General features: G+C 66.3%; 13 protein-coding genes and 1 pseudogene. 7 read left to right on the forward strand and 7 right to left on the reverse strand.

From position 1 onward, the window contains the following. Nucleotides 1-21: 21 nt before the first annotated feature. From ACTJI8_RS17590 to ACTJI8_RS17605, 4 genes are all read right to left on the reverse strand, one after another. Entirely contained in the window at nucleotides 22-2,970 is a 2,949-nt protein-coding gene (locus ACTJI8_RS17590) for a hypothetical protein (protein ID WP_440734718.1), read from the reverse strand. 143 nt (nucleotides 2,971-3,113) lie between these two features. Continuing rightward, the gene (locus tag ACTJI8_RS17595) at nucleotides 3,114-4,679 is read right to left on the reverse strand and encodes a DUF3502 domain-containing protein (RefSeq protein WP_440734719.1); all 1,566 of its coding nucleotides are present in this window, start codon (nucleotides 4,677-4,679) and stop codon (nucleotides 3,114-3,116) included. Between the two features lie 51 nt (nucleotides 4,680-4,730). Next, complete coding sequence (locus ACTJI8_RS17600) at nucleotides 4,731-5,681, reverse strand: carbohydrate ABC transporter permease (RefSeq protein ID WP_440734720.1); 951 nt, start codon at nucleotides 5,679-5,681, stop codon at nucleotides 4,731-4,733. Next, entirely contained in the window at nucleotides 5,678-6,628 is a 951-nt protein-coding gene (locus ACTJI8_RS17605; protein WP_440734721.1) for an ABC transporter permease subunit, read from the reverse strand. Before ACTJI8_RS17605 ends, ACTJI8_RS17600 begins: the two co-directional genes overlap by 4 nt. A gap of 188 nt (nucleotides 6,629-6,816) precedes the next feature. Here ACTJI8_RS17605 and ACTJI8_RS17610 point away from each other — a divergent pair, with 188 nt between their 5' ends. Both ACTJI8_RS17610 and ACTJI8_RS17615 read left to right on the forward strand, forming a co-directional pair. Beyond that, nucleotides 6,817-7,905 (forward strand): LacI family DNA-binding transcriptional regulator, encoded by a 1,089-nt coding sequence (locus ACTJI8_RS17610; protein ID WP_440734722.1) that lies wholly within the window; start codon nucleotides 6,817-6,819, stop codon nucleotides 7,903-7,905. Next, the gene (locus ACTJI8_RS17615) at nucleotides 7,902-8,711 is read left to right on the forward strand and encodes an alpha/beta hydrolase (protein ID WP_440734723.1); all 810 of its coding nucleotides are present in this window, start codon (nucleotides 7,902-7,904) and stop codon (nucleotides 8,709-8,711) included. The genes ACTJI8_RS17610 and ACTJI8_RS17615 overlap by 4 nt, the downstream gene beginning before the upstream one ends. Nucleotides 8,712-8,825: 114 nt before the next feature. On the opposite strand, the gene ACTJI8_RS17620 is transcribed toward ACTJI8_RS17615, so the two are convergent. Continuing rightward, nucleotides 8,826-10,346 (reverse strand): helix-turn-helix transcriptional regulator, encoded by a 1,521-nt coding sequence (locus ACTJI8_RS17620; RefSeq protein WP_440734724.1) that lies wholly within the window; start codon nucleotides 10,344-10,346, stop codon nucleotides 8,826-8,828. Nucleotides 10,347-10,751: 405 nt separating this feature from the next. Between ACTJI8_RS17620 and ACTJI8_RS17625 the strand changes: the two genes are divergently transcribed. Together ACTJI8_RS17625 and ACTJI8_RS17630 are read left to right on the forward strand one after the other, a co-directional pair. Then, a complete protein-coding gene (locus tag ACTJI8_RS17625; protein ID WP_440734725.1) occupies nucleotides 10,752-11,147 on the forward strand; it encodes a hypothetical protein in 396 nt (131 codons plus the stop codon). Between the two features lie 265 nt (nucleotides 11,148-11,412). Next, nucleotides 11,413-11,982: a hypothetical protein gene (locus ACTJI8_RS17630; RefSeq protein ID WP_440734726.1), complete on the forward strand. Its 570-nt coding sequence runs from the start codon at nucleotides 11,413-11,415 to the stop codon at nucleotides 11,980-11,982. Between the two features lie 322 nt (nucleotides 11,983-12,304). On the opposite strand, the gene ACTJI8_RS17635 is transcribed toward ACTJI8_RS17630, so the two are convergent. Further along, complete coding sequence (locus ACTJI8_RS17635; protein ID WP_440734727.1) at nucleotides 12,305-13,945, reverse strand: LuxR C-terminal-related transcriptional regulator; 1,641 nt, start codon at nucleotides 13,943-13,945, stop codon at nucleotides 12,305-12,307. A gap of 127 nt (nucleotides 13,946-14,072) precedes the next feature. Between ACTJI8_RS17635 and ACTJI8_RS17640 the strand changes: the two genes are divergently transcribed. The 3 genes from ACTJI8_RS17640 (at nucleotide 14,073) to ACTJI8_RS17650 (ending at nucleotide 18,426) form a co-directional block, all read left to right on the forward strand. Then, nucleotides 14,073-15,350, forward strand: a complete 1,278-nt coding sequence (locus ACTJI8_RS17640; RefSeq protein WP_440734728.1) for an MFS transporter — start codon at nucleotides 14,073-14,075, stop codon at nucleotides 15,348-15,350. A 269-nt stretch (nucleotides 15,351-15,619) separates the two neighbouring features. After that, the gene (locus ACTJI8_RS17645; RefSeq protein ID WP_440734729.1) at nucleotides 15,620-16,999 is read left to right on the forward strand and encodes a hypothetical protein; all 1,380 of its coding nucleotides are present in this window, start codon (nucleotides 15,620-15,622) and stop codon (nucleotides 16,997-16,999) included. A 161-nt stretch (nucleotides 17,000-17,160) separates the two neighbouring features. Next, nucleotides 17,161-18,426: a hypothetical protein gene (locus tag ACTJI8_RS17650; RefSeq protein WP_440734730.1), complete on the forward strand. Its 1,266-nt coding sequence runs from the start codon at nucleotides 17,161-17,163 to the stop codon at nucleotides 18,424-18,426. Nucleotides 18,427-18,647: 221 nt separating this feature from the next. Here the strand turns inward: ACTJI8_RS17650 and ACTJI8_RS17655 are convergent. Continuing rightward, nucleotides 18,648-19,245, reverse strand: a pseudogene (locus tag ACTJI8_RS17655) (hypothetical protein); the annotation flags it as partial.

The following is a 19,245-nucleotide window of genomic DNA, read 5'->3' on the forward strand; positions in this document are numbered from 1 at the left end:
TCTTCTCGATCGTGGTTCGGATTAGAGGCGGTAGAGCACCAAAGTGCTGCGCGGGCCAATCTTGATCGGCCGCTGCAGTTCGACCGTCGAGTTCAGATCCTGGCGCCCGTGCGGTCCCGCGGAGAGAACCCGCGCCTTGCCCTTCTGCGACGTGCCCAGGCGGAACGTCTGGTCAAGGGTCGTGTTCATCGCGACGATGTAGCGACCGTACTCGAGCTGATAGAACGGCGCGAGACCGACGAGGGCAGCCTCCGTGCCCAGAGTGGGCGAGCCGAATGTCGGATCGACGCCTGCAGGAAGCTTGGCCTGCTGCATCACCTCACCGGAGAAGGCCTGGTGCACGACATCGCCTGGAGCTGACCAGCCACCGGCGGGGATCGGAGACGGGCCGCCGGTCGCATCGTTGATCGCGTAGTCCCAGGTCACCCAGTCCTGCACGGTGAACGTCGTGGCGGAGAGTTCTCCGTCTGTCCTTTCCCGCACCGTTGCAGAGCGCTGCAACGACGGGGTGACGAGGTGCACACGGCCCCAGCCGTTGACACCTGCCCGAGCACGCCAATACAGCGAGGCGAAGAAGAGCTCTTGGCCGTTCTTGACCGCGATCGCCCCGGCGACCTCGTCCGTGAACACGTAGTCCGGCGCCGACCATCCGGCCGGCATGCGGGCAGATGACGCAGCCGCGGCACGGAAGTCCGGCAGATCACGCGCCAGGGTCCTTGTGGCAGCGAGGCCTACCCTCGTCCCCAGGTTCGTGGTCAGGAGCTGCAGTTGCGGCCCGAACTGCCCGTCATCGAACATCTCCTGCGTCCAGCCGACCAGGTCCGTATCGCCGAAGGCCCCCGCAGCCATGACCGGGCTCGAATCCCAGTGCGTCGGCTGCACGTAGTCGGCGATGCCGGGATACACCTCGTTTCGCCAGCCGATCTCGGTCTCCAGACGGCTGATCCGCTTCCCTTCGGCGTCCACGTCGAAATGCCGGAAGTAGGCGCGCGTCTTGATGATCTTCAGGATCTGCTCGCGCACCTCCGGTGCTTCCACAGCCCCATGACCACGCGTCAACGACTCGTACATCATGACCAGCCAGTCGGTCACTTCGCCGTAGTTGCCGACATAGCCCAGTTCACGCGTCAACCCCTTGGGCGTGACGACGGCGTAGTCCGTCCCGAGCGGGACGGTGCGCGTGCCGTCCGGGAGCTCGGAGCCGAGGAAGGGCTTCAAACCGATGCTTTCGTGGATCCAGCGCCGCGCGCGCGTCTCTGACCAGGCATCCCCCGGTGAGAGCAGGGACAAGCCACGATTCGCCTGATAGATGCCGATCGCGGCGATCTGCGCCTGGTTCGTGTAGAAGCGGGAGTTCTGCATCCAGTAGTCCCGACTCGACACGAGCATGTCCCGATACGCGTCTCTGCGCGCCACCGGTGATGCGACGATCGGCTCGGGCGCATCGACCGTCAGGTCATCGAACCACGCCGTCGCTCCGTTCATCGCGACCATCCACAGCTGATATCGCGTCGCACCGGTCGGCACTTGGACCGATCCGGTGATCTGTTGCCAGGTGTCCACGCGGGAACCAGGGAAGAAGTTGTTGTCGGATCCTACGAGGCGATTCGCATCGTCGAAGAACAGCACATCCAGCTTCGCCGAGGTCAAGGACGCCGTGGATCCGTCGGTCCTACACCATCCTGACAGCGTCAAGGTGCCGGGGCCGACGAGGACCGAATCGGTCGGAGACACAACGATCCCCGCACCGTTCGAGACGACCTTTGCCGATGCCTGTCCGCCGTGCGCTGTCGACGCGTCACGAGAGAGACGGCCGTTCGCGGCCCACGGCTGTACGTACCAGCCCAGTGGCACATCTGTTCCGAGTTCGAATCCCGGATTCACCAACCGGGTCGTCCCGGGTACGACGTTCTTGGCGAGTTCGGTCTGGATGTCCTGCCACAGATAGGCGAGGACGAGTCCGACTCGACCGAACCCCTGCCATTGCTGATCTGAGGCCGTGAGCACCGTGGCGTCGGCCTTCCACGCGAGGTAACGGCCGTCGATCGCCTCGCAGATCGCCGACAGCGCGTCGGGGTTCTGGAACGCGGTGCTGTCCTTCCAGGCGTACCCCTCGGCCAGCGCATTGAAGCCCCACGCGTCCATGTTCTGCGTGCCACCCCCGTATACCAGGCGCTGCTGCTCGGCGAGCACTCGGGAGCGTACTTGGGCGATGGCGTCGTCATCCGTGTTCTCCCTGGCCGGTGCCGCGGGTGCCGCGCCGAAGACGTCGTCGGATGCCGGGACGAAGTAGGGCGTCGAGTGTGAGTAGACACCGTAGATCGGCCGCGAGGGCTCGGTCTGGTCGTAGAAGAAGTTGTTCGCCTGGCCGTAGGACCAGATCCGCCCCATCGACCGGATCTCGACCTGAAGGGACGTTCTACCGGAGGTCTTCGCAGCGGGCAGCGGGAGTGTGTGGAGGAAGAACCGCTCCGGAGATCTCGGATCGATGCCCAACAGGTCAAGGTTGTCGATCGAGCCCTCGTCGTACCAGCCGACGGACTCGCCATCGACGAAGAGCTGCAGGCGCCAGTTGTGCGACTCGTCAGCAGCATCGCCGTGGTCGCCGCCCCAGAGCTTCACCGTGACGTAATTGGTCGCCATCGGGTCCACCTGCACGGTGAATGTCAGCGACCCTCCCCACCACCCCGGTTGCGCCGTGGGATTGAGGACGCGTGCCGACTGACTGAGCGCGCCGGGGACGACATCCGACAGCGTCGACGTGAGACCATGCGCCGCCTCGGATCCGGCATCACCGAAGACCAACCGATCGATTGCGGGCCCATCGACAGGCTTACCCGCGGCGGCGACGCCGGGCCGCGGATCGGCGCTCGCGGGCATCGACTGCCAGACGACCGCGTTCGCGATGGCGAGTCCCGCGCCGGTGGCCGCGGTGGTGAGAAGGTGACGGCGGCTGATGTCCTTGCTCATGGGTTTCCTGTCTGTTCGACGTCGGTCATGGCGAATCATGGTTCCGTGCGGCGCCGAGGCATGACGGCGCATCGATGGCCCTGCGTGGTTACCATCTGCATACGGGAAGCGGCGGAAGACTCATCATCCGCACCCGCTGGCTGTCAGCTGCGAGCCTTCAGATAGGCCTGCACCTGCTTGGCCATCTCGTTCTGAAGCGTGCTGAGGCCGGCGCCGTCGGCCGCGGCCTTGAGCTGATCAAGCTGGCTGTCCACATCGACCACCCCGTAGAACAGGGGGTTGGCGAACTGCGTGATCACGTTGTTCATCGCTGCCGCCGCCTGCTTCACGGGCGTCACGTCAGGAATGAAGGAAGCGAGCGTGGCCCTTGTGAAGTTGTCGTAGCTCTGCGCCCAGTCGAACACTGCGCTTTCGGACTCTGTCATGTACGACGAGCGTCGCTCGAGCTTCGAACGCCACAACAGCGCGAACCCGGGGAAGCTGTACGAGCTGAGCTGCTTGATACCGTTCTCACCCTGCGGAGACCAGTCCGTTCCCTCGATGCCGTATCCAAGCAGATCATGATTCTTCTGAATCGACAGATAGTCCTGGAGCGCCATCGCCCGGTCGAGATCGCCGCCGCGGGCACTCACAACCACGAGATTGTCCGCCTGGAAAGTCTGCAGCGGCTTCTGAGACCCGAGGGGGCCGCCGAACGGCAGCACCTCCTGCAGATCCGCCGTGGGCACAGCCTTGCGCAGAGCGACGAGCGCGTTGCTGGCCGTGCCGTCCGTGATCGCCCACTGGCCGCCGAACTTTCCCGCCTGGAACTGTGCGGTGATCGTCGCGCTGTCAGTATTCAGCCCGTCTGCGTTGATGATGCCGTCCTGGTAGTACTTGCGAATACGGCGAAGGGTGTCGACGATCTGCGTGTTCTCCCAGAACGGGATCGGGTCGGCGGTTCCGCTCGCAAGCTTGCGCTCGTCGAAGCTGAAGTAGAGCCCGGATCCGGCGAACAACGTGTTGAAGTACCTCGACGGGGCGGCCCATCCTGCCTGATCGAAGAGTCCGACCGGCCCTTGCGGGCCGATCGCGAGCTCGAAGGTCTGGTTCGAGGCGACTGCGAACGGAGTGACGCCCGATTCTTTCTGCTTGACGTCGTAGAAGTACTTCTCCAAGGTGTCGTAATCCTCGATTGCGCCGAATCCGTGCTTTTCGGCAAGATCCTTGCGGATGCTGAAGTGCTGCACGCGACCGGCACTGTTCGCCTGGGGAATCCCCCACAGATGGCCGCTCCACTTGTTGGCGTCGATGAGGTCGGAAGGGAGCTGTTTGGAAAGATTCGGCCACTTCGCCACTTCACTCGTGAGATCAGCGAGCGCCTTCTGCTGCTGGAGTTGCGCCAGGTTCAGCCATAGCGCTTGCAGCGCATTGTCGAACTTCGCGCCGGCAGTGAACTTGAGCAGCGACTGCTGCCCGTAGTTCGTCCAGTTGATGAACTGCGCGTCGAGAGCGAACCCGTGCTCCTTCCTCAGTCCTGCATTGAACTTGTCGAGCACTGTCTTCCAGTTCGTGGGCGCGGTGCCCGGAAGGATGGAGAGCGAGGTGCCGGAGACCGAACCGGTGGAACCGGACGGAGAACAGCCGGTGAGAGCTGCGCCCAGCCCGATCGAGAAGGCGGCAGCGCCGCCCATTGCCAGGAAGCCACGGCGGCTGATGGATGTTGACATGTCTGTGAACTCCTTTGAAAACAGGTGGCAGGGATCAGTGCGGTGGGCCTCTCAGCCCTTGGTGGCTCCGAGAGTGAGGCCCTTGACGAAGTAGCGCTGGGCGAAGGGGTAGGCGAAGAGGATCGGCGCGATCGTGAGAACGGTCATCGCGAACCGCAGCTGATACACGGGCGCCGCGGCCTGAGCGGCGGACGCACCGGGGAGACTCGCGGCGTTCGCAACGTTGGAGATGAGGTTCTGCAGGATCAACTGCAGGGGGAACTTGTCAGGGTCCGAGAGGAAGAGCAGCGCCATGAACCATTCGTTCCAGTAGGTGACGGCGTAGAACAGTCCGACCACCGCGAGGATCGGCTTCGACAGAGGCAACACGATCTGGAAGAAGACCCGCAGCTCGCCCGCGCCGTCGATCCGCGCCGAGTCCAAGATCTCCTCGGGAAGCTGCCGGAAGAAGCTGACCGACACGAAGATGAGGAACGGCGCCAGCATGACGGGCAGAATCACCGCGAACCAGCTGTTCGTCAACTGCAGCACCTGGGTCACCAGGAGGTAAAGCGGTACCAGCCCGCCCGTGAAGAGCATCGGTATGTACGCAAAGATCGTGAGCGGCCGACTCACGCGCGGAAGTCGTCGTGCGATCACCCAGGCCAATGGCGCCGTAAAGGAGAGTGAGAGCGCTGTTCCCACGACGGTGATGAACAGAGACGCTGCATAACCGAGCAGCAGCGATTGTCCGGAGAACAGCATCTGGTACGCCGCGAGCGAGAACGGCGCCGGCCAGAAACTGTACCCCTGCGCGGCAAGGCTTGTCTCGTCCGTGAAGGACCCGGCGATGATCATCCAGAGCGGTACCAGGCAGAACACCGAGAAGGTCCCGATGCAGAGATAGCTGATGATCTGGAACGCCTCGGGGCGGTTGCGTGTCCGCCGGGCCGGGCCGCTTGCCTTCGGGGCCGACACCGTCTCGCGCGGCGTAGAAGGACGAGTCGAGGTGAGAGCGCTCACAGGATGCTGCTTTCTTTGTCGATGCGCCGCTGCACGATGACGGCGGCGGCCACGAACACGAACCCGACCAGCGACTGGAACAGACCGATCGCCGCGGTGGTGCCGAAGTCGCCGACGGTGCGCAGCGATCGGAAGACGTAGGTGTCGATCACGTCTGTCGTCGGGAACAGCGTCCCGTTGTCACCGACAATGGCGTAGATGGTGGCGAAGTCTCCGAAGAAGATCCGCCCGACGCCGAGGACGATCAGTATCCCGAACGTCGGTAGCAGCAAAGGTGTCGTGATGGAGCGCGCCATGCGTGCACGGCTGGCCCCGTCAAGCGCCGCGGCCTCGTAGACGTCCTCCGAGATGGACGTGATCGCCGCAAGGAAGATCACCGACGTGTATCCGCCGAGCTGCCACACTTTCACGATGGTGAGGATCCACGGCCAGACTCCCGGCGTCGTGTACCAGTTGAGTTGAGGTATGTCGAAGACGTTCAGGAAGTCGTTCAGCATGCCGCCCCGCCCACCTACGCCGGCCAGCACCGCCTGGAGGATGATGCTCACTACGATCGGGGACACGAAGTAGGGGAAGAAAATCACCGACTGGCCGAACCGCCGAATGAGGTTCCCCCGAATCTCGTTGAGCATCAGCGCAAGAAGCAGGCCCGCGGCCATCGATGCGGTGAGGAACATCGCATTGAGCAGGATGGTGTTGATGACGATGCGGGGTGCGTCACCGCTCGCGAAGAAGTACGCGAAGTTCTGCAACCCGTTCCAGGGGCTCCCGAAGATGCCGTCGGTGACGTTGAAGTCTTTGAACGCAACGATGAGCCCTGCCATCGGGCCATAGGCGAAGACCAGGAACCACGCGATGCCGGGAAGCGCGAGTAGCAGCAGTGCGAGAGTGCCACGGCTCGACGTTCTGGTTCGCCGGCGCGCGGTCGTTGCGGTGCCTCGTTGCACGGAGAGTCTCCTCGGGTTCTAGCTCCAGCAGGTGCTGGAACTAGTTTCATGCTCGAAAGTAGACCACGCCACCGCTCAAGTCAAGCAGAATGTAACTAGTTCCACATGTTGCTGTGACCGCCCAGACTTACCGCCCCTCGACATGTAACCAGTTTCTTCGCTGACACCTTTCCCCTAACATCGAGACCGTGAACGACCGAGAAGTTCCCGCCGAGAGTGAACCCCGCACGCGTCCAGGGCCGGCACGGCTCGGCACTGTCAACCTTCGAGACGTCGCCGCACGAGCCGGCGTGTCCGCGGCCACGGCTTCGCGCGTTTTCTCTGACGCCTCGAACGTTCACGAGGTGACGCGCAAACGCGTACTCGATGCCGCGGATGAACTGGGATATGTCGTCAACGGCCTCGCCCGATCCATGACCGGCCGGGGCCTGCGAACCATGGCGTTCGTGGTTCGTGACATGATCGGACCGACGTTTGCGTTGCTTGCGGCCGGTGTCGAGTCTCGGACGACGCCCAGCGGCTACCTCTTGATGATCTGCACCACCCACGGCGATCGGGCGCGCGAAGGCGACCTGGTGAAGTCGCTGCGGGAGCAGCGTACCGCCGGCGTGCTCTTGGTGGGGTCGACGGAGAATGATGATGCATTCGAGGGGGCCGCGGTCGGGTACGCACGTTCATTGGCCGATGTCGACGCGCCCTTGGTCTTCTGCGGCCGCCCCCCTCTTGATGGACACGACGAGATCCCCAGCGCCGACTACGACCAACGTCGTGGAATTCTCAGCGTCGTCGAGCACCTCACCGCCCTCGGACATCGACGGATAGCGTACGTCGGGGAGCGCCGAGGAATGACCACCGCGGACCTGCGTCACGGCGGCTACGTCGAGGGTCTGCGCTCCCACGGCCTCGCATACGATCCAGGCCTGGTCATCGAGACGACGAACCACGAAGGTCCAGCGGAAGTCGCGGTCCGCAGTTTTCTGCAGAGCGAGGCCACGGCGACGGCGCTCGTGTGCATGACCGACGTGATCGCGATCGGCGCGCTGCGCGCGCTGCGCGCGGCGGGTATCTCCATCCCGCGCGACATGTCCGTCGTTGGCTTCGACGACGTCCCGATCGTGAGCGATCTCACACCAGGACTCACCACCGTTCGCCCTCCGTTCTTCGACGTCGGAGTCGCCGCAGCGGACATCGCGCTCTCGCAGGAACGCCGCGGACACGTGATGCTCCAACCGGAGCTGATCGTGCGAGGGTCTACGGGACCAGCGCTGCGCGGATGACGGAATCGCCCCTCCACATGCTGCGCATGAACGCCGCCAGTTCATCGCGGGGCTCGATCTTCGCCGTGCACGGACTCGCGGAGTCAGCAGACACGCTCCGCCCACTCGCCGCGGCCTGGGCCTCAGCCGGCTTCGATGTCGTTCGCGTCGACCTGCGTGGTCATGGCGGTTCCGCCCGTTGGGCGGACTCCGCCGCATCTCAGCATCCAGGTGATGTGATCGCCGACGACCTCACGGTCGCCTTGGAAAGCTGCGTCGTCGATCTCCAACTCCCCCGCTTCGCTTACGGGCATTCCGCCGGCGGCGCCGTGATTGCCACGGTCGCAGATCACCCCGCGCTGTTCTCGGGCGTGCTGCTTGAGGACCCCTTCTGGCGGTTGCCGCCGACCCGCTACCAGGAACGGCGAGCTGCCGCCGCGGCGGTCGATGATCTGGTTCTTCTGCAGCACGCCAACCTCGAGGCGCGGAGAACGATAGGCCGTGGCCGTTTTCCACGATGGACAGACGATGAGATCGATGCCTGGGCACGTGCGAAGGCCGAAACCGATCCGTGGATCGTCGAGAACGGCGATATCATCCCGACCCGACCATGGCCAGAGCTGCTCGCCACGGTGACGCGGGCCGGCGTTCCAGTCCGTATCCTGACAGGCACGGACCGGATCGGTATGACTGCAGCGCATCGTGAACTCGCCGTCGAGTGCGGCGCGACCTATGCAGTCGCTCCGGATGCGGGACATTTCGTCCGGCGCGACGCGCCGGAGTGGTTCCTTTCCGAGTCCCTGCGGTTCTTTGCCTCCGTGCCATGATGAGCCGCCGCGATCGACGGGCTGGTGCTCGGGCGCGGAATCGGCGGCTGAGCACTCGTCATGGCATGGCCCATGCGGACGGCGATGCCGAGTGCCGAGTCCCGAAACATCCTGTCAAGAGAGAGGTGCTCTCCGAGCGCTGCGGTTCCATAGGTGCCCGGTTTCGATGGCATGATCCACGGCTTCGGCGGCTGAGGAGACGCCGAGCTTGCGGTACAGCGAGCGCTGGTGGGTTTTCACCGTGTTCACCGAGCGGAACAGGTCCTTCGCGATGTCCGAACGACTCAGACCGCGGGCGAGCCCGGTCAGCACTTCAAGCTCGGGGCGCGTGAGACGCGGCTTCTCGAGCACGCCGGCATCGCCCGTCGCGAATCCGTCTGGCAGTAGGTCCGGCACATGGTCGGCGACGACGCTCAGCACGCCGGGGGCGAGGATCGTGAGGATCGAAATCTCGTAGGCACCGCATCGTCGTGCCTTGGCAGGAAGCCGGCGGAAGGTGAGCGCTGCCTTGCCGGGGTCGTCGGTGAGATAGTGGGCAAGGCTGGTGACCAGGATGCGGTGCCGATTCGCCTGCCTCAGCCCGCTCGTCATCGCCTCCGCATCATCGAGGGCGGCGAGAGCGCGCATCGGCGCTCCTGATCCGACATCGATCAGCGCGCGGACGAGCACCACAAGCCACGTGTCTGCGGGCAGGGCGGCAATCTCGGCCTGAGCATGCGGGACATCGCCGCTGAGGATTGCGTCATAGGCGAGAAGCGCGGGCAGGGTCGTACCAACGAAACCGGTGCCGCTGCGTCCGTAGCCAGCGGTCCACAGTTCATCGATGCGTGACCGCGCATCGTCGCGACGCCCTGCGATCGCGGCACACGCATGCAACCCGATGGCGATGAACGGCCATAGCTCACCCACGCTCGCGTAACTGAGATCCAAGATCGCGGAGACAGCCGCATCCGGGGTCTCGACCTGTCGCAACGCATCGATCAACTGCCGGTCCAGATCGAGCTGCGCCTCAGCCCAGCCGGTGGTGCGCGGGACGTTCTCTGCCTGTCGCAGATGCGCTCCGGCCGCTCGGGTGCTGCCGTAGAGCTGGTGGATGAGGGCGGCTCGGAGGTGCGCCTCACGCGCGAAGATGACGAGTTCGCCATCGTTGGGGGTGCTTGCGAGCCGCTCGAAAAGCACCAGCGCCTCATGGAGCCGTCCTGCCAGCAGCGCGGACTCGGCGGCATGACGCAGGACGAAGGAGAGGATCGGGTCGGAGACCCCAATGCCGTAGCGCTTCGGGCCGAGCAGTTGCGCATAGAGTTCGGATAAGAGCTCGTAGGCGGCGACTGGGTCGCCCGACAGCCGCAACTGTAGCGCCTCCGCGATGGTCGCCCACAGATAGAAATCATCTGGAACCGGGCCTTTCGTCTGCAGCGCGCGCGGACGGCTCCCCTTGGGCGAGAGTGCTTCGGCTATCAGAGCGACAGTCGGAGAGCGCCGCCGCGCCCGCGGATCGAGTCGCGCGAGCAGACGGCCCAGTTGGTGCGGCGCGATCGAGTACCAAAGCGTGACTGGCCATGTCTCCATGAGCGCTACGGCTTCAGCGTCTCTGCCGTCGAATGCCGCATCGATGAATCGTTGCGCGATATCCACGTTTCGTCCCCACGAAATCCCCTGCGAATGCGTCCTGACGGACCGCCGCACGGCCATCCTATGCCGTCGGGCGGAGCTCCCAGCCGCGCTCCAGCAGAAGGGCAGCGGTCCGGGCCCCGTCCGGCCTGAGGGTGAGTCACCGGGTGAGCGGTACAAGCGCAATGGGGTGATTTGGAACTCGCGGACCTTCTCCGTCATCTCAGGGCTGACAGGGTTTTACACCGGTGACGCGCCCGAGCGTCACCAGCCATTCGACTGTCAGGGCATGCCCTGCGGGTTCGATTTCCGAGCCGTCGCACTCGAGCGCCGCCTGCAGAACAGCGCGGTGGGTCATCCGAGGTCGCACGGCTATTGACCGTGAGCGCCGCCCGGACTGAGCTGCGCAGCCCACACCCAGGAGTACCGATGAACGAGACAAAGAAGACCATGCTGAGCCGGCGGACGATCGTGAAGGGAGCAGCGTGGTCAATCCCGGTGATCGCGGTCGCGGCCGCAGCGCCGATGGCGGCCGCCTCGACGCGCAAAGCCGCCGTCGTGTGCGGCAACGTCCAGGACGGCGACAACGGCCGCTACGTCGTCGACCAGAACATGGTCGCGGTGACCTACGCTCGCGTTCCCGACATCTACGAAGTGAACGTGCACTATGCCGACGGGTCGAGCATCTCGTTCGGCACCAACTTCGGCAATGCGCCAACGGCCGGCTCGACCTCCTGGACCGTGCCAACCGACCCGGACAAGCAGATCGCCTGGGTGCAGGTGCATACGTTCAACACGCACTTTCAGAACGGCGCCTGCCAGTAGGTCCGGCCATCCCGGATCCGAGCCGGTCACGCCCGGTCGGCACCACCGTCGGCGTGGTGGACGATGCGGGCGGGGCTCAGTGCCGGCACGATGGGAGCGGCCGGGTGGCTGACGGTGCGGCACGATCGGCGAGGACTGGGTCGCGCGCGGTCATATTTGGACTCAAGGCGATATCGATGAACTCAAGGCAGGCCCACGTCGTGTTCTGCCAGTGACGGAGCTCACACGAGCTCAGGATAAGCAAGCGGTACAGACCGGAGACGCCATGACAGCCCCCACTTTCACCACATCCCCTCAGCAGACGAGCGGCGTGCAGCCTAATCCGCTGCACGCCGTCTGGCCGGTATTGCGCATCGGCATTGCGTTCGTCTTCCTGTGGACGTTCCTCGACAAAACCTTCGGGTTCGGCTTCGCCACCGGACGAGATCCTAAGACTGGCGCCGTCACACCGTTCGGTCCCGAAGCTTGGATCCATGGGGGGTCCCCCACGACCGGGTTCCTTCAGTTCGGGACGCAGGGGCCACTCGCCCCCGTTTTTGCCTCCATCGCCGGAAGCCCGATCGTCGACTGGCTCTTCATGCTCGGCATGGGGGGAGTCGGCATCGCACTCCTCGCTGGAGTCGCAACACGCATCGCCACAGTCTCGGGAATCGCCTTGATGCTGACCCTGCGCATCGCGGTGTGGGAGAGCCCGAACAACCCGATCGTCGACGAGCAAATCATCTACGCATTGGTACTCGTCGCCCTCTCGATAACGCCAGCCGCGCGCCGCTTGAGCCTGAACGCCCGGTGGCAGCAACTATCCCTGGTGCGACGCGTGCCCAGCCTGCGCTGACGCCGACACTTCTGTTAGCGAACAGTTCCGGGCGATCTCAGCGGCTTGCGTACGCCGCTGAGCTCGCCCGGTGCCGGTGCCGTCGGACCGCTGCACGCGTGGAGCTAACCCGTGCGCCAGCACGATTACGCCATCGTGCTTACCGTGCCGGATTGTTGAGTCCCGAAGGCTTCGACCGGATCCCCGCAGATGCGACGCTCGCCCTCGAGTCTGCCCTCGACGACCCGGTCGTGCACGCGCCGCTGGTCGGCCCCGTGCCGGTGATCACCGGCGAGCGCGTGCCCGCTGGCCGTGCTTTCGCGGGATCGCGTGGTCAGAGTCGTCAGAGTTCGCCGTCGTGCAGGAGGCCGCGACCTCGGGCGACGGCGATCGCGTCTTCCCTGTTGGTCACTCCGAGCTTGCGGTAGAGGCTTCTGACCTGGGACTTGACGGTGTTCGAGGAGACGTAGAGAGTCGACGCCACGGCTTTGATCGATGAGGTGCGGACGAGTTCGCCGAGCACGACGGCTTCGCGCTCGGTCAGGTTCGCCTCGTCTTCCCCGTGCAGCAGGAGCGATCGCGCCGGAAGGTCCTGAGCGATGTCGGCGCGACCGGCGTCCGCGAGCGCTCTTCGCACCCGTTCCAGGTCGGATGGCGGGATCAGCACGAGTGCCAGACGCTGACCGCTGTGCTCCAGCACGGCGGCGAGCTGGAGAGCAAGCCTTGCGCTCCGCGCCGACGGCGCGGAACGCAGAAGGGCGGCCAGTTCGATCGTCAGCCGTTCTGCCTCCGAGCGGGAGGAGAGCCCCGCGCCGGCGGCGCGCCGCGATTCGCCGAGAGCCGTGTCGATGCGCCCGAGCACCAGAGCGACACGCGCCCGCTGGACGTGCGCGTCCGCGTCGGAGCCCGGATCGTGACGGAGGGCGACCGAGGCGGCATCGGCGTCGCCGAGGGCGAGATGGATCACTCCGCGTATGCCGGCGAGCCGATGCCGGGACGCGACGGATCGTCCCTCGGCGCCCCGCCTCGCGACGAACGCGTCGAGCCGCGCGATCGCCTCCCCCGGTCGCCCGTCGACGAGCTCCGTCCAGGCCTCGACGATCGCGATCTCCACCCAGAACTCGATCGTGTCGGGGTCGTTGACCATGCTCGCCAGATGCTCGCGCGCCGTGGCGGTATCGAAGCGCTCGAGCGCGATCATCGATTCGGCCAGGCGGTAGAAGGTGCCGGGATACATCGATCTCTGGACGTCCGTCCAGGAGTCTTCACGCGCGAGCTCGGTGTATCGCGCGGCCAGCCCCATGTCGCCGCGGAACGCGTGGATGCCCGCCAGCATCGAGATGTTCGAGAACCCGTTCTGCGGGCGCTCCGGCGCCGCTTCGGCGTAACCCTTCTCCAGCGTCCCGAGCGCTTCGTCGACGTTTCCCGCGCGGTAGAACGACGTCCCGATCTGGCTGTAGATCCGGGGGACGTCACCGACCTCCTCGCGCTCGGCGTCGCTCAGGCCGTCGAGCGCGCGCACGGCCGCCCGCGCGGAGCGGAGCCCGAGGCGGGGACGGCCGAGGAGGCGATATGCGACCGCCTCGCTGGCGCGGATGAGAGCGCGATCGATCGCGGGGAGCTCGCGCTTCCTGCCATGCGCCGCCCGCAGGACGGAGACGAGGATGCGGGCGGACCTGAGGCGGTGGTGCGGGAGGCCGTAGAACGACAGGCCGTACACGAATCCGAGAAGCGGACGGCTCTGGAGGTCGGACGGCGGCAGGTCGCGGAGAAGCTCGCGAAGATCGTCCGAATGGGCGGCGATCAGCGCGAACCACTCGGCCCGGAGCAGGTCCATGACGGCGTCGTAGTCCTCGATCGCGACGGCGTCCGAGATCTCCTGCACGGTCGCCGGCACGGCCAGCTCAGGAGGGTTCCGGAAAGGAGCTTCTCTGCGGTGTGCGTCGCTCGTCTGTCCGTCTCCCAGAGCCGGCATGCTCTCCATATCCGATATTCTGCCGGAGTCGCCGCGTCCCGACCGACAGCGGGCGCGGCGCCATGCTCCGCACGCCGGTGCGCCCGCCCGATCATGCCGCCCAGGCCAGAGGTGGCACGCCGCACGAGAGGCTGTCATGACGCATGTCGCGGGAGAACCGCTGCCCCGTGATCACCAGGAAACACCGGCCGACGAGTCACGGCTGCTCGGCCTGAAGGCGAACGTCGCGAAGTTCTTCCTGCTGGCCGCCCTCGTTCCCCCGGCGACCGTGGCGATCGCGCGACGGGCTTCGGAGATCGAGGGAGCGGACGCCGCCGCAGGCTGGACGGCGGCCACCATCGCCGTCGGGTCCGGCAGCGCGATCGTAGGCGCGCTCCTCGCAGGGCGGGCCGCCGACCTCGGAACGGGATCGGCCCGCAGCCGCTGGTGGGTGCTCTTCGGTGGAACCGCGGTGGGGGTTCTCGCGCTCGCGTGGATGAGCCTCTCCCGTTCGGGATGGGAGCTCGCCGCCGGCTGGGGCCTGGCACAGGCAGGCCTTTCGGGAGCGATCGCCGTGTCTCGGGCCCTGCTGACGCACGTGCCGGCCATTCGGCGGGAGCGCAGCGCGGTGATCATGATCGCGGTGTCGTCGGTGGGGCTGCTCATCCCCATCGCGTTGTTGATGCTGCTGCCCGGATCTGCGTGGGGGACGTCGATCTGCCTCGCGCTGTGCGCCGTGGCCGTGGTCGCGATCGCATTGGCGCGGACCTCTGCGCCGGCAGATGTTCAGCATCACCCGAGGACCTCCGCGCCCGCCCCCGAGTCGGAGCCATCGGCGGCGCCGCGGATGTCATGGGGCGCCGTGCTCGTGCTCGGGTTCAGCTCGCAGGTCGCCCTGTCGGCGTACCTGACCTACCACCCGCTGGATATCGTGACGCGTCTCGGTCTCGAATGGGATCAGGCGACGCAGGCGGGGACCCTCGTCCTGGCCGTGGCACTCCTCGGCCTCGTCGGAGCATCCGTCGTCATGCTGATCTTCCCCCGCATGCTGAGACGCACGCTGCCCCTCCTGACCATCGCCGGTGTGCTGCTCGTGTCGGGATTGGTCCTCCGGGCGATGACGACCTCCCTCGCGCTGCTGGCGATCGCGGGCCTTCTCAGCGGGATCGCGATCGGCATCAGCACGACATTGCTCTTCACCGCAGCGTTGGCGCTCACGACATCGGAAAGGGCGGGCTGGAGGCTGGGCGTGTACAGCGCCGTCATCGGCATCGGCTCGCTCATCGGTCCGTCGCTCGTCCTCGGGGCCGTGATCGCGATCAGGAGCGTTGCGGACTACTCCGCACTGTTCCTGCTGCTCGCCCTCATCCCGTTGAGTTGGATCGCCGTCGCACTCACGGCGATCCTCCGCCCGCGACGCACAGGAGCACGGTGATCCGGCCGAACGTCCAGCGGCGCATAAGGCCCGTCGCAGAGGCGCGGTGACCCCTTTTCACCCCCGTTTCACCCCGGAATCCGTCGCTTCCTCCGGGCTGCTCGGACAGTCTGTTCAGTATCCGATACCTGCCGAGCGCGGGAGTGCGGCAGCTCCGCCGGCGTGAGCGCAAGACGTTCATGACCGATTGCGGTGTGCGATCCTCGCGCCTGCTGTCCGCGCCGTGAATCCGGATTCCAGAGCGCAAAGAACGAAGGAGACATGCCGAGATGCTGCAAGGACGTGCAGGCGAATCGCTGGAGGCCACAGACGACGGCGGCGCCGTTCGGAACGGCCGGGTCAGTCGGCGCACGGTGGTCCGAGGCGCGGCGTGGAGTCTCCCCATCATCGCCACGGCTGCGGCGATGCCGCTGGCTGCGGCGTCCGTGGCCGCACCGGCCCTGAAGTTCGTCAACGGCCCCTACACGGCGACCGGGTGCGGGCCTCTGGGCGATGTTGTTCTGAATCTGACGTCGAACGGCGCGACGCCCGACGCCGGAAAGACCGTGACGGTCACGCTCCCGGCTGGGCTGCGGTGGGCGGATGGGTCGACCGCCCCTAGGTCCTTCTCTCCGACGGACGCGACCGGCAGCATCACCATCCCCTCCGGACAGATCCTCGGCGCATCCGCAACCAGCGCGGTGCTCACCGCGACGTCCAGCACCGGCGCCACGGCAACCGCCCCAGTGACCGTCACCCCGAATCTCGTCGCACGGGACTGGCGTGCCGGTGATGGCACGATCGTGACGTTCGCGAACCCGGCCGCGACGTCGGCCGGGTGGAACTTCTTCTTCGGCCCCGGCGGAAAGCTGTATCACGGTGACACGCTGATCGCATCGAACGTCTCCAGCGCCGTCGGCGACACCCAGGGCGATGCGACCAACGGGGTGTTGGACGGCGTCGCGTACGTCGACGAGAACGGCGTCGCACACATCTGGAGCTGGGATCCGGCGACCAACGCGATCAGCGCAACCGCCCTCACCGGCGTTCCCACGGGGGCGCGCGCGGTGGGCTGGAACTTCTTCCTCACCGCGGCCGGCGGGCTCTACCACGGCAACGACCTCATCGACACGGGCGTCACGAGCGCTATCGGCGAGCAGATCATCGGCGCCGAGTCCGTGACGTACGTGACGAACGGCCAGGCGCGGATCTACTTCATCAACCCCGCAGATCCCTCCAGCGCGATCCAGCGCGACTTCCCGGCCGTCCCCAACGGCGCAGGAGTGAAGGCGGTAGGCCACAACTTCGTCCTCACCGCGGGCGGAGACCTGTACCACAGCTCGGGTGAGCTGGTCGGGACCGGTGTCAGCGCCGCCGTCGGCGACCAGCTGGGCGACCTGACCACCGGAGCCACCGACGGGGTCTCCTTCATCGAAGGCGGAGTCGCCAAGTCGTACCAGTGGTTCCCCGACGGGTCGACCCCCATCACGACGACGTTCGCCACCGTGCCGGCGGGTGCCACCCCGGTCGGCTGGAGCTTCTTCCTCGCCCCCGACGGCGGGCTCTTCCACGGCAACGACCTCGCGGCGTCGAACGTGGTCAGCGCGGTCGGCGGCGAGTTCACCGCCGGCGTCGACGGCGTCACCTACGTCGAGTCCGTCGCGTGCTGAAGCCCGCAAAGCGAAGCCGAGAGAACACAGCGAAAGGAAGCACCACGATGTTGCAACGACCTGCAGCGGGACAGGCTCAGGAGCCGAGCGCGCCTGAGGGCGCCACGGCGGGACGGATCAGTCGGCGCACGATCGTTCGGGGCGCGGCATGGAGCGTCCCCGTGATCGCGACCGCCGCCGCCATGCCGCTGGCTGCAGCATCGGCGGGCGCACCAACGCTGAAGTTCGTCAACGGCCCCTACACCGTGGGCGGGTGCAGCAACCTGACCGGCGTGACTCTCGCCGCGACCACGAACGGCACGACTCCCGCGGCGAGCACGACGGTGAGCGTCGTCCTGCCGAGCGGCCTCACCTGGGCGGACGGGTTCACCGGCCCCCGCAGCTTCACCACCGACCCGAACGGCAAGGTCGTCCTGCCTGCGATCAAGGCGACGCCCAACGCGGCCTCCGTTCCGACGATGGGCGCGTCGATGACCGGGGCGAACGCGACCGCGCCGGTGGCGGTGACGGCTCAGGTCGGCGCGAAGATCTACGACGTCGTCTCGGCCGGAAACCCGCCCGCGACCGGGATCCCGCTCGGTTCCGTCGCCGTCGGCCACGGAACCTTCCTCAACCCCGACGGCAGCCTCGTGTACTTCAACACCGTCGCAGGCAAGGCGATGCCGCTCGCGACGAATGTCACCAGCGGCACGACCGTCCTCATCGGCAGCACCCAGTCCTACTCCACGTACGTGTCGGGCGGGGTCGCCATGGTGCAGGACGTGGCGACGGGCACCACGATCACCGCGGCCGGCGTGCCGAACGGATCCACCGCCGTCGGTCACGCGACGTTCCTCGCCGCCAACGGCGATCTGTACTACTTCAACTCCGCAACGAACGCATCCGTCCTCGTCGCGTCCGGGGTGTCGAGCGCGAAGGTGTCGCTCTTCGCCGGCACGCAGCCCGTGCTGACGTTCGTCGCGGGCGGTGTCGCGAGGGCGTACAACGCCACCACCGCGAACTACGTCACCGCGACCGGCGTCCCGGCCGGAACCACCGCGGTCGGCCATTCCACGTACCTCGCACCCGACGGGCTCCTGTACTACTACCGGGCCGCCACCAACACCACGACCGTGGTCAGCTCAGGGGTGTCCAGCGCGACGACGGCGCTCTACGGCGGCACCGATCCCTACGTGACGTACGTGACCACCGGCATCCCGGCGGTCTACAGCGTCACCAACGGCACGTACCAGACGGCGACGGGCGTCCCCGCGAACTCCGTCGTCGTCGGGCACGCGACCTACCTCGCCCCCGACGGCCGGCTGGTCTACTACAACGCCGGAGCCAACGCTCCGATCGTCCTCGACACGGGCGTGACGAGCGCCGTCGTGCACCTCTACGGCGGCACCGACCCGATCGCGACCTACACGCACAACCTCGTCTGCTGACGCGGCGACGGAATGGCGGCACGCGCGCACGCCGCCATTCCGGCCGCGGTCCGGCAACGCCGGGGCGAGCCGGGGAACCGTGGCATCCGCGCTCAGGGGCTTGGTGTGATGCCTGAACCGCGTCGACTTGCGCGGGGGCATACAGCGACGCGGTCGCCGCCGCGCGCGTGGCCGGGCTCGATGTACCCGGAGATCTGTCGGTCGCGGGCCGCGACGCCCCGTTACTTTCTTCGTAGCCCGGGTGGAGAGATCCTGAAGGGTGACGGCCTGCCAGGCTCGGCATGATTGCTGCCCCCTGTCCTTGATGATCTGGGGGTGTTGTCACCGGGCCTGGTTGGCGGTGCGTGATCGCTGATAGGGGCTGGACCCGAGCGTCGCTCGAGGCCGTTCGTAACGTGGATGCCGAGACGCACCGCCTGCGGTTGCCGTCCGATTGGATGGAGGACGAAGTGGTCACCAGCATCGACAGATACGACGATGTTCGGCGCCACAGGTATCACGCCGTCACGGGCAGCCTGGCGCAAGATCATCATGAGCACGATCAGCACCGGCCGGGTGATCCCGTTGAACTTCGACTTCGGATTCAGTGGCGCCGGGATCTTGTCAAGGCGATCGATCATCACGCGGATGCGCTCGACGTCGATATCCCGGAGCGGCGTATCGCCGAACTCCGGAACGAGGTAGCCGGATACCTTCCCGCGATAGGCCCGGACGGTTCCGATCGCCCGAATCTTGCCGCTGCGATTGCGCGCTGTCCGTATCATCTGTCGACGACGTTCGAAAAGTAGGCCATTGCGACGTGTGAAAACGAGGCCACCT

The sequence above is a fragment of the Microbacterium sp. 22303 genome (genome assembly GCF_052045265.1).
In the GTDB taxonomy this organism is placed as follows: domain Bacteria; phylum Actinomycetota; class Actinomycetes; order Actinomycetales; family Microbacteriaceae; genus Microbacterium.

Coding starts and splice junctions, on each gene's coding strand:
- ACTJI8_RS17635 (WP_440734727.1), bottom strand. CDS start 13,945: ATGGAGAGCATGCCGGCTCTGGGAGACGGACAGACGAGCGACGCACAC.
- ACTJI8_RS17625 (WP_440734725.1), top strand. CDS start 10,752: ATGAACGAGACAAAGAAGACCATGCTGAGCCGGCGGACGATCGTGAAG.
- ACTJI8_RS17590 (WP_440734718.1), bottom strand. CDS start 2,970: ATGAGCAAGGACATCAGCCGCCGTCACCTTCTCACCACCGCGGCCACC.
- ACTJI8_RS17615 (WP_440734723.1), top strand. CDS start 7,902: ATGACGGAATCGCCCCTCCACATGCTGCGCATGAACGCCGCCAGTTCA.
- ACTJI8_RS17595 (WP_440734719.1), bottom strand. CDS start 4,679: ATGTCAACATCCATCAGCCGCCGTGGCTTCCTGGCAATGGGCGGCGCT.
- ACTJI8_RS17630 (WP_440734726.1), top strand. CDS start 11,413: ATGACAGCCCCCACTTTCACCACATCCCCTCAGCAGACGAGCGGCGTG.
- ACTJI8_RS17640 (WP_440734728.1), top strand. CDS start 14,073: ATGACGCATGTCGCGGGAGAACCGCTGCCCCGTGATCACCAGGAAACA.
- ACTJI8_RS17645 (WP_440734729.1), top strand. CDS start 15,620: ATGCTGCAAGGACGTGCAGGCGAATCGCTGGAGGCCACAGACGACGGC.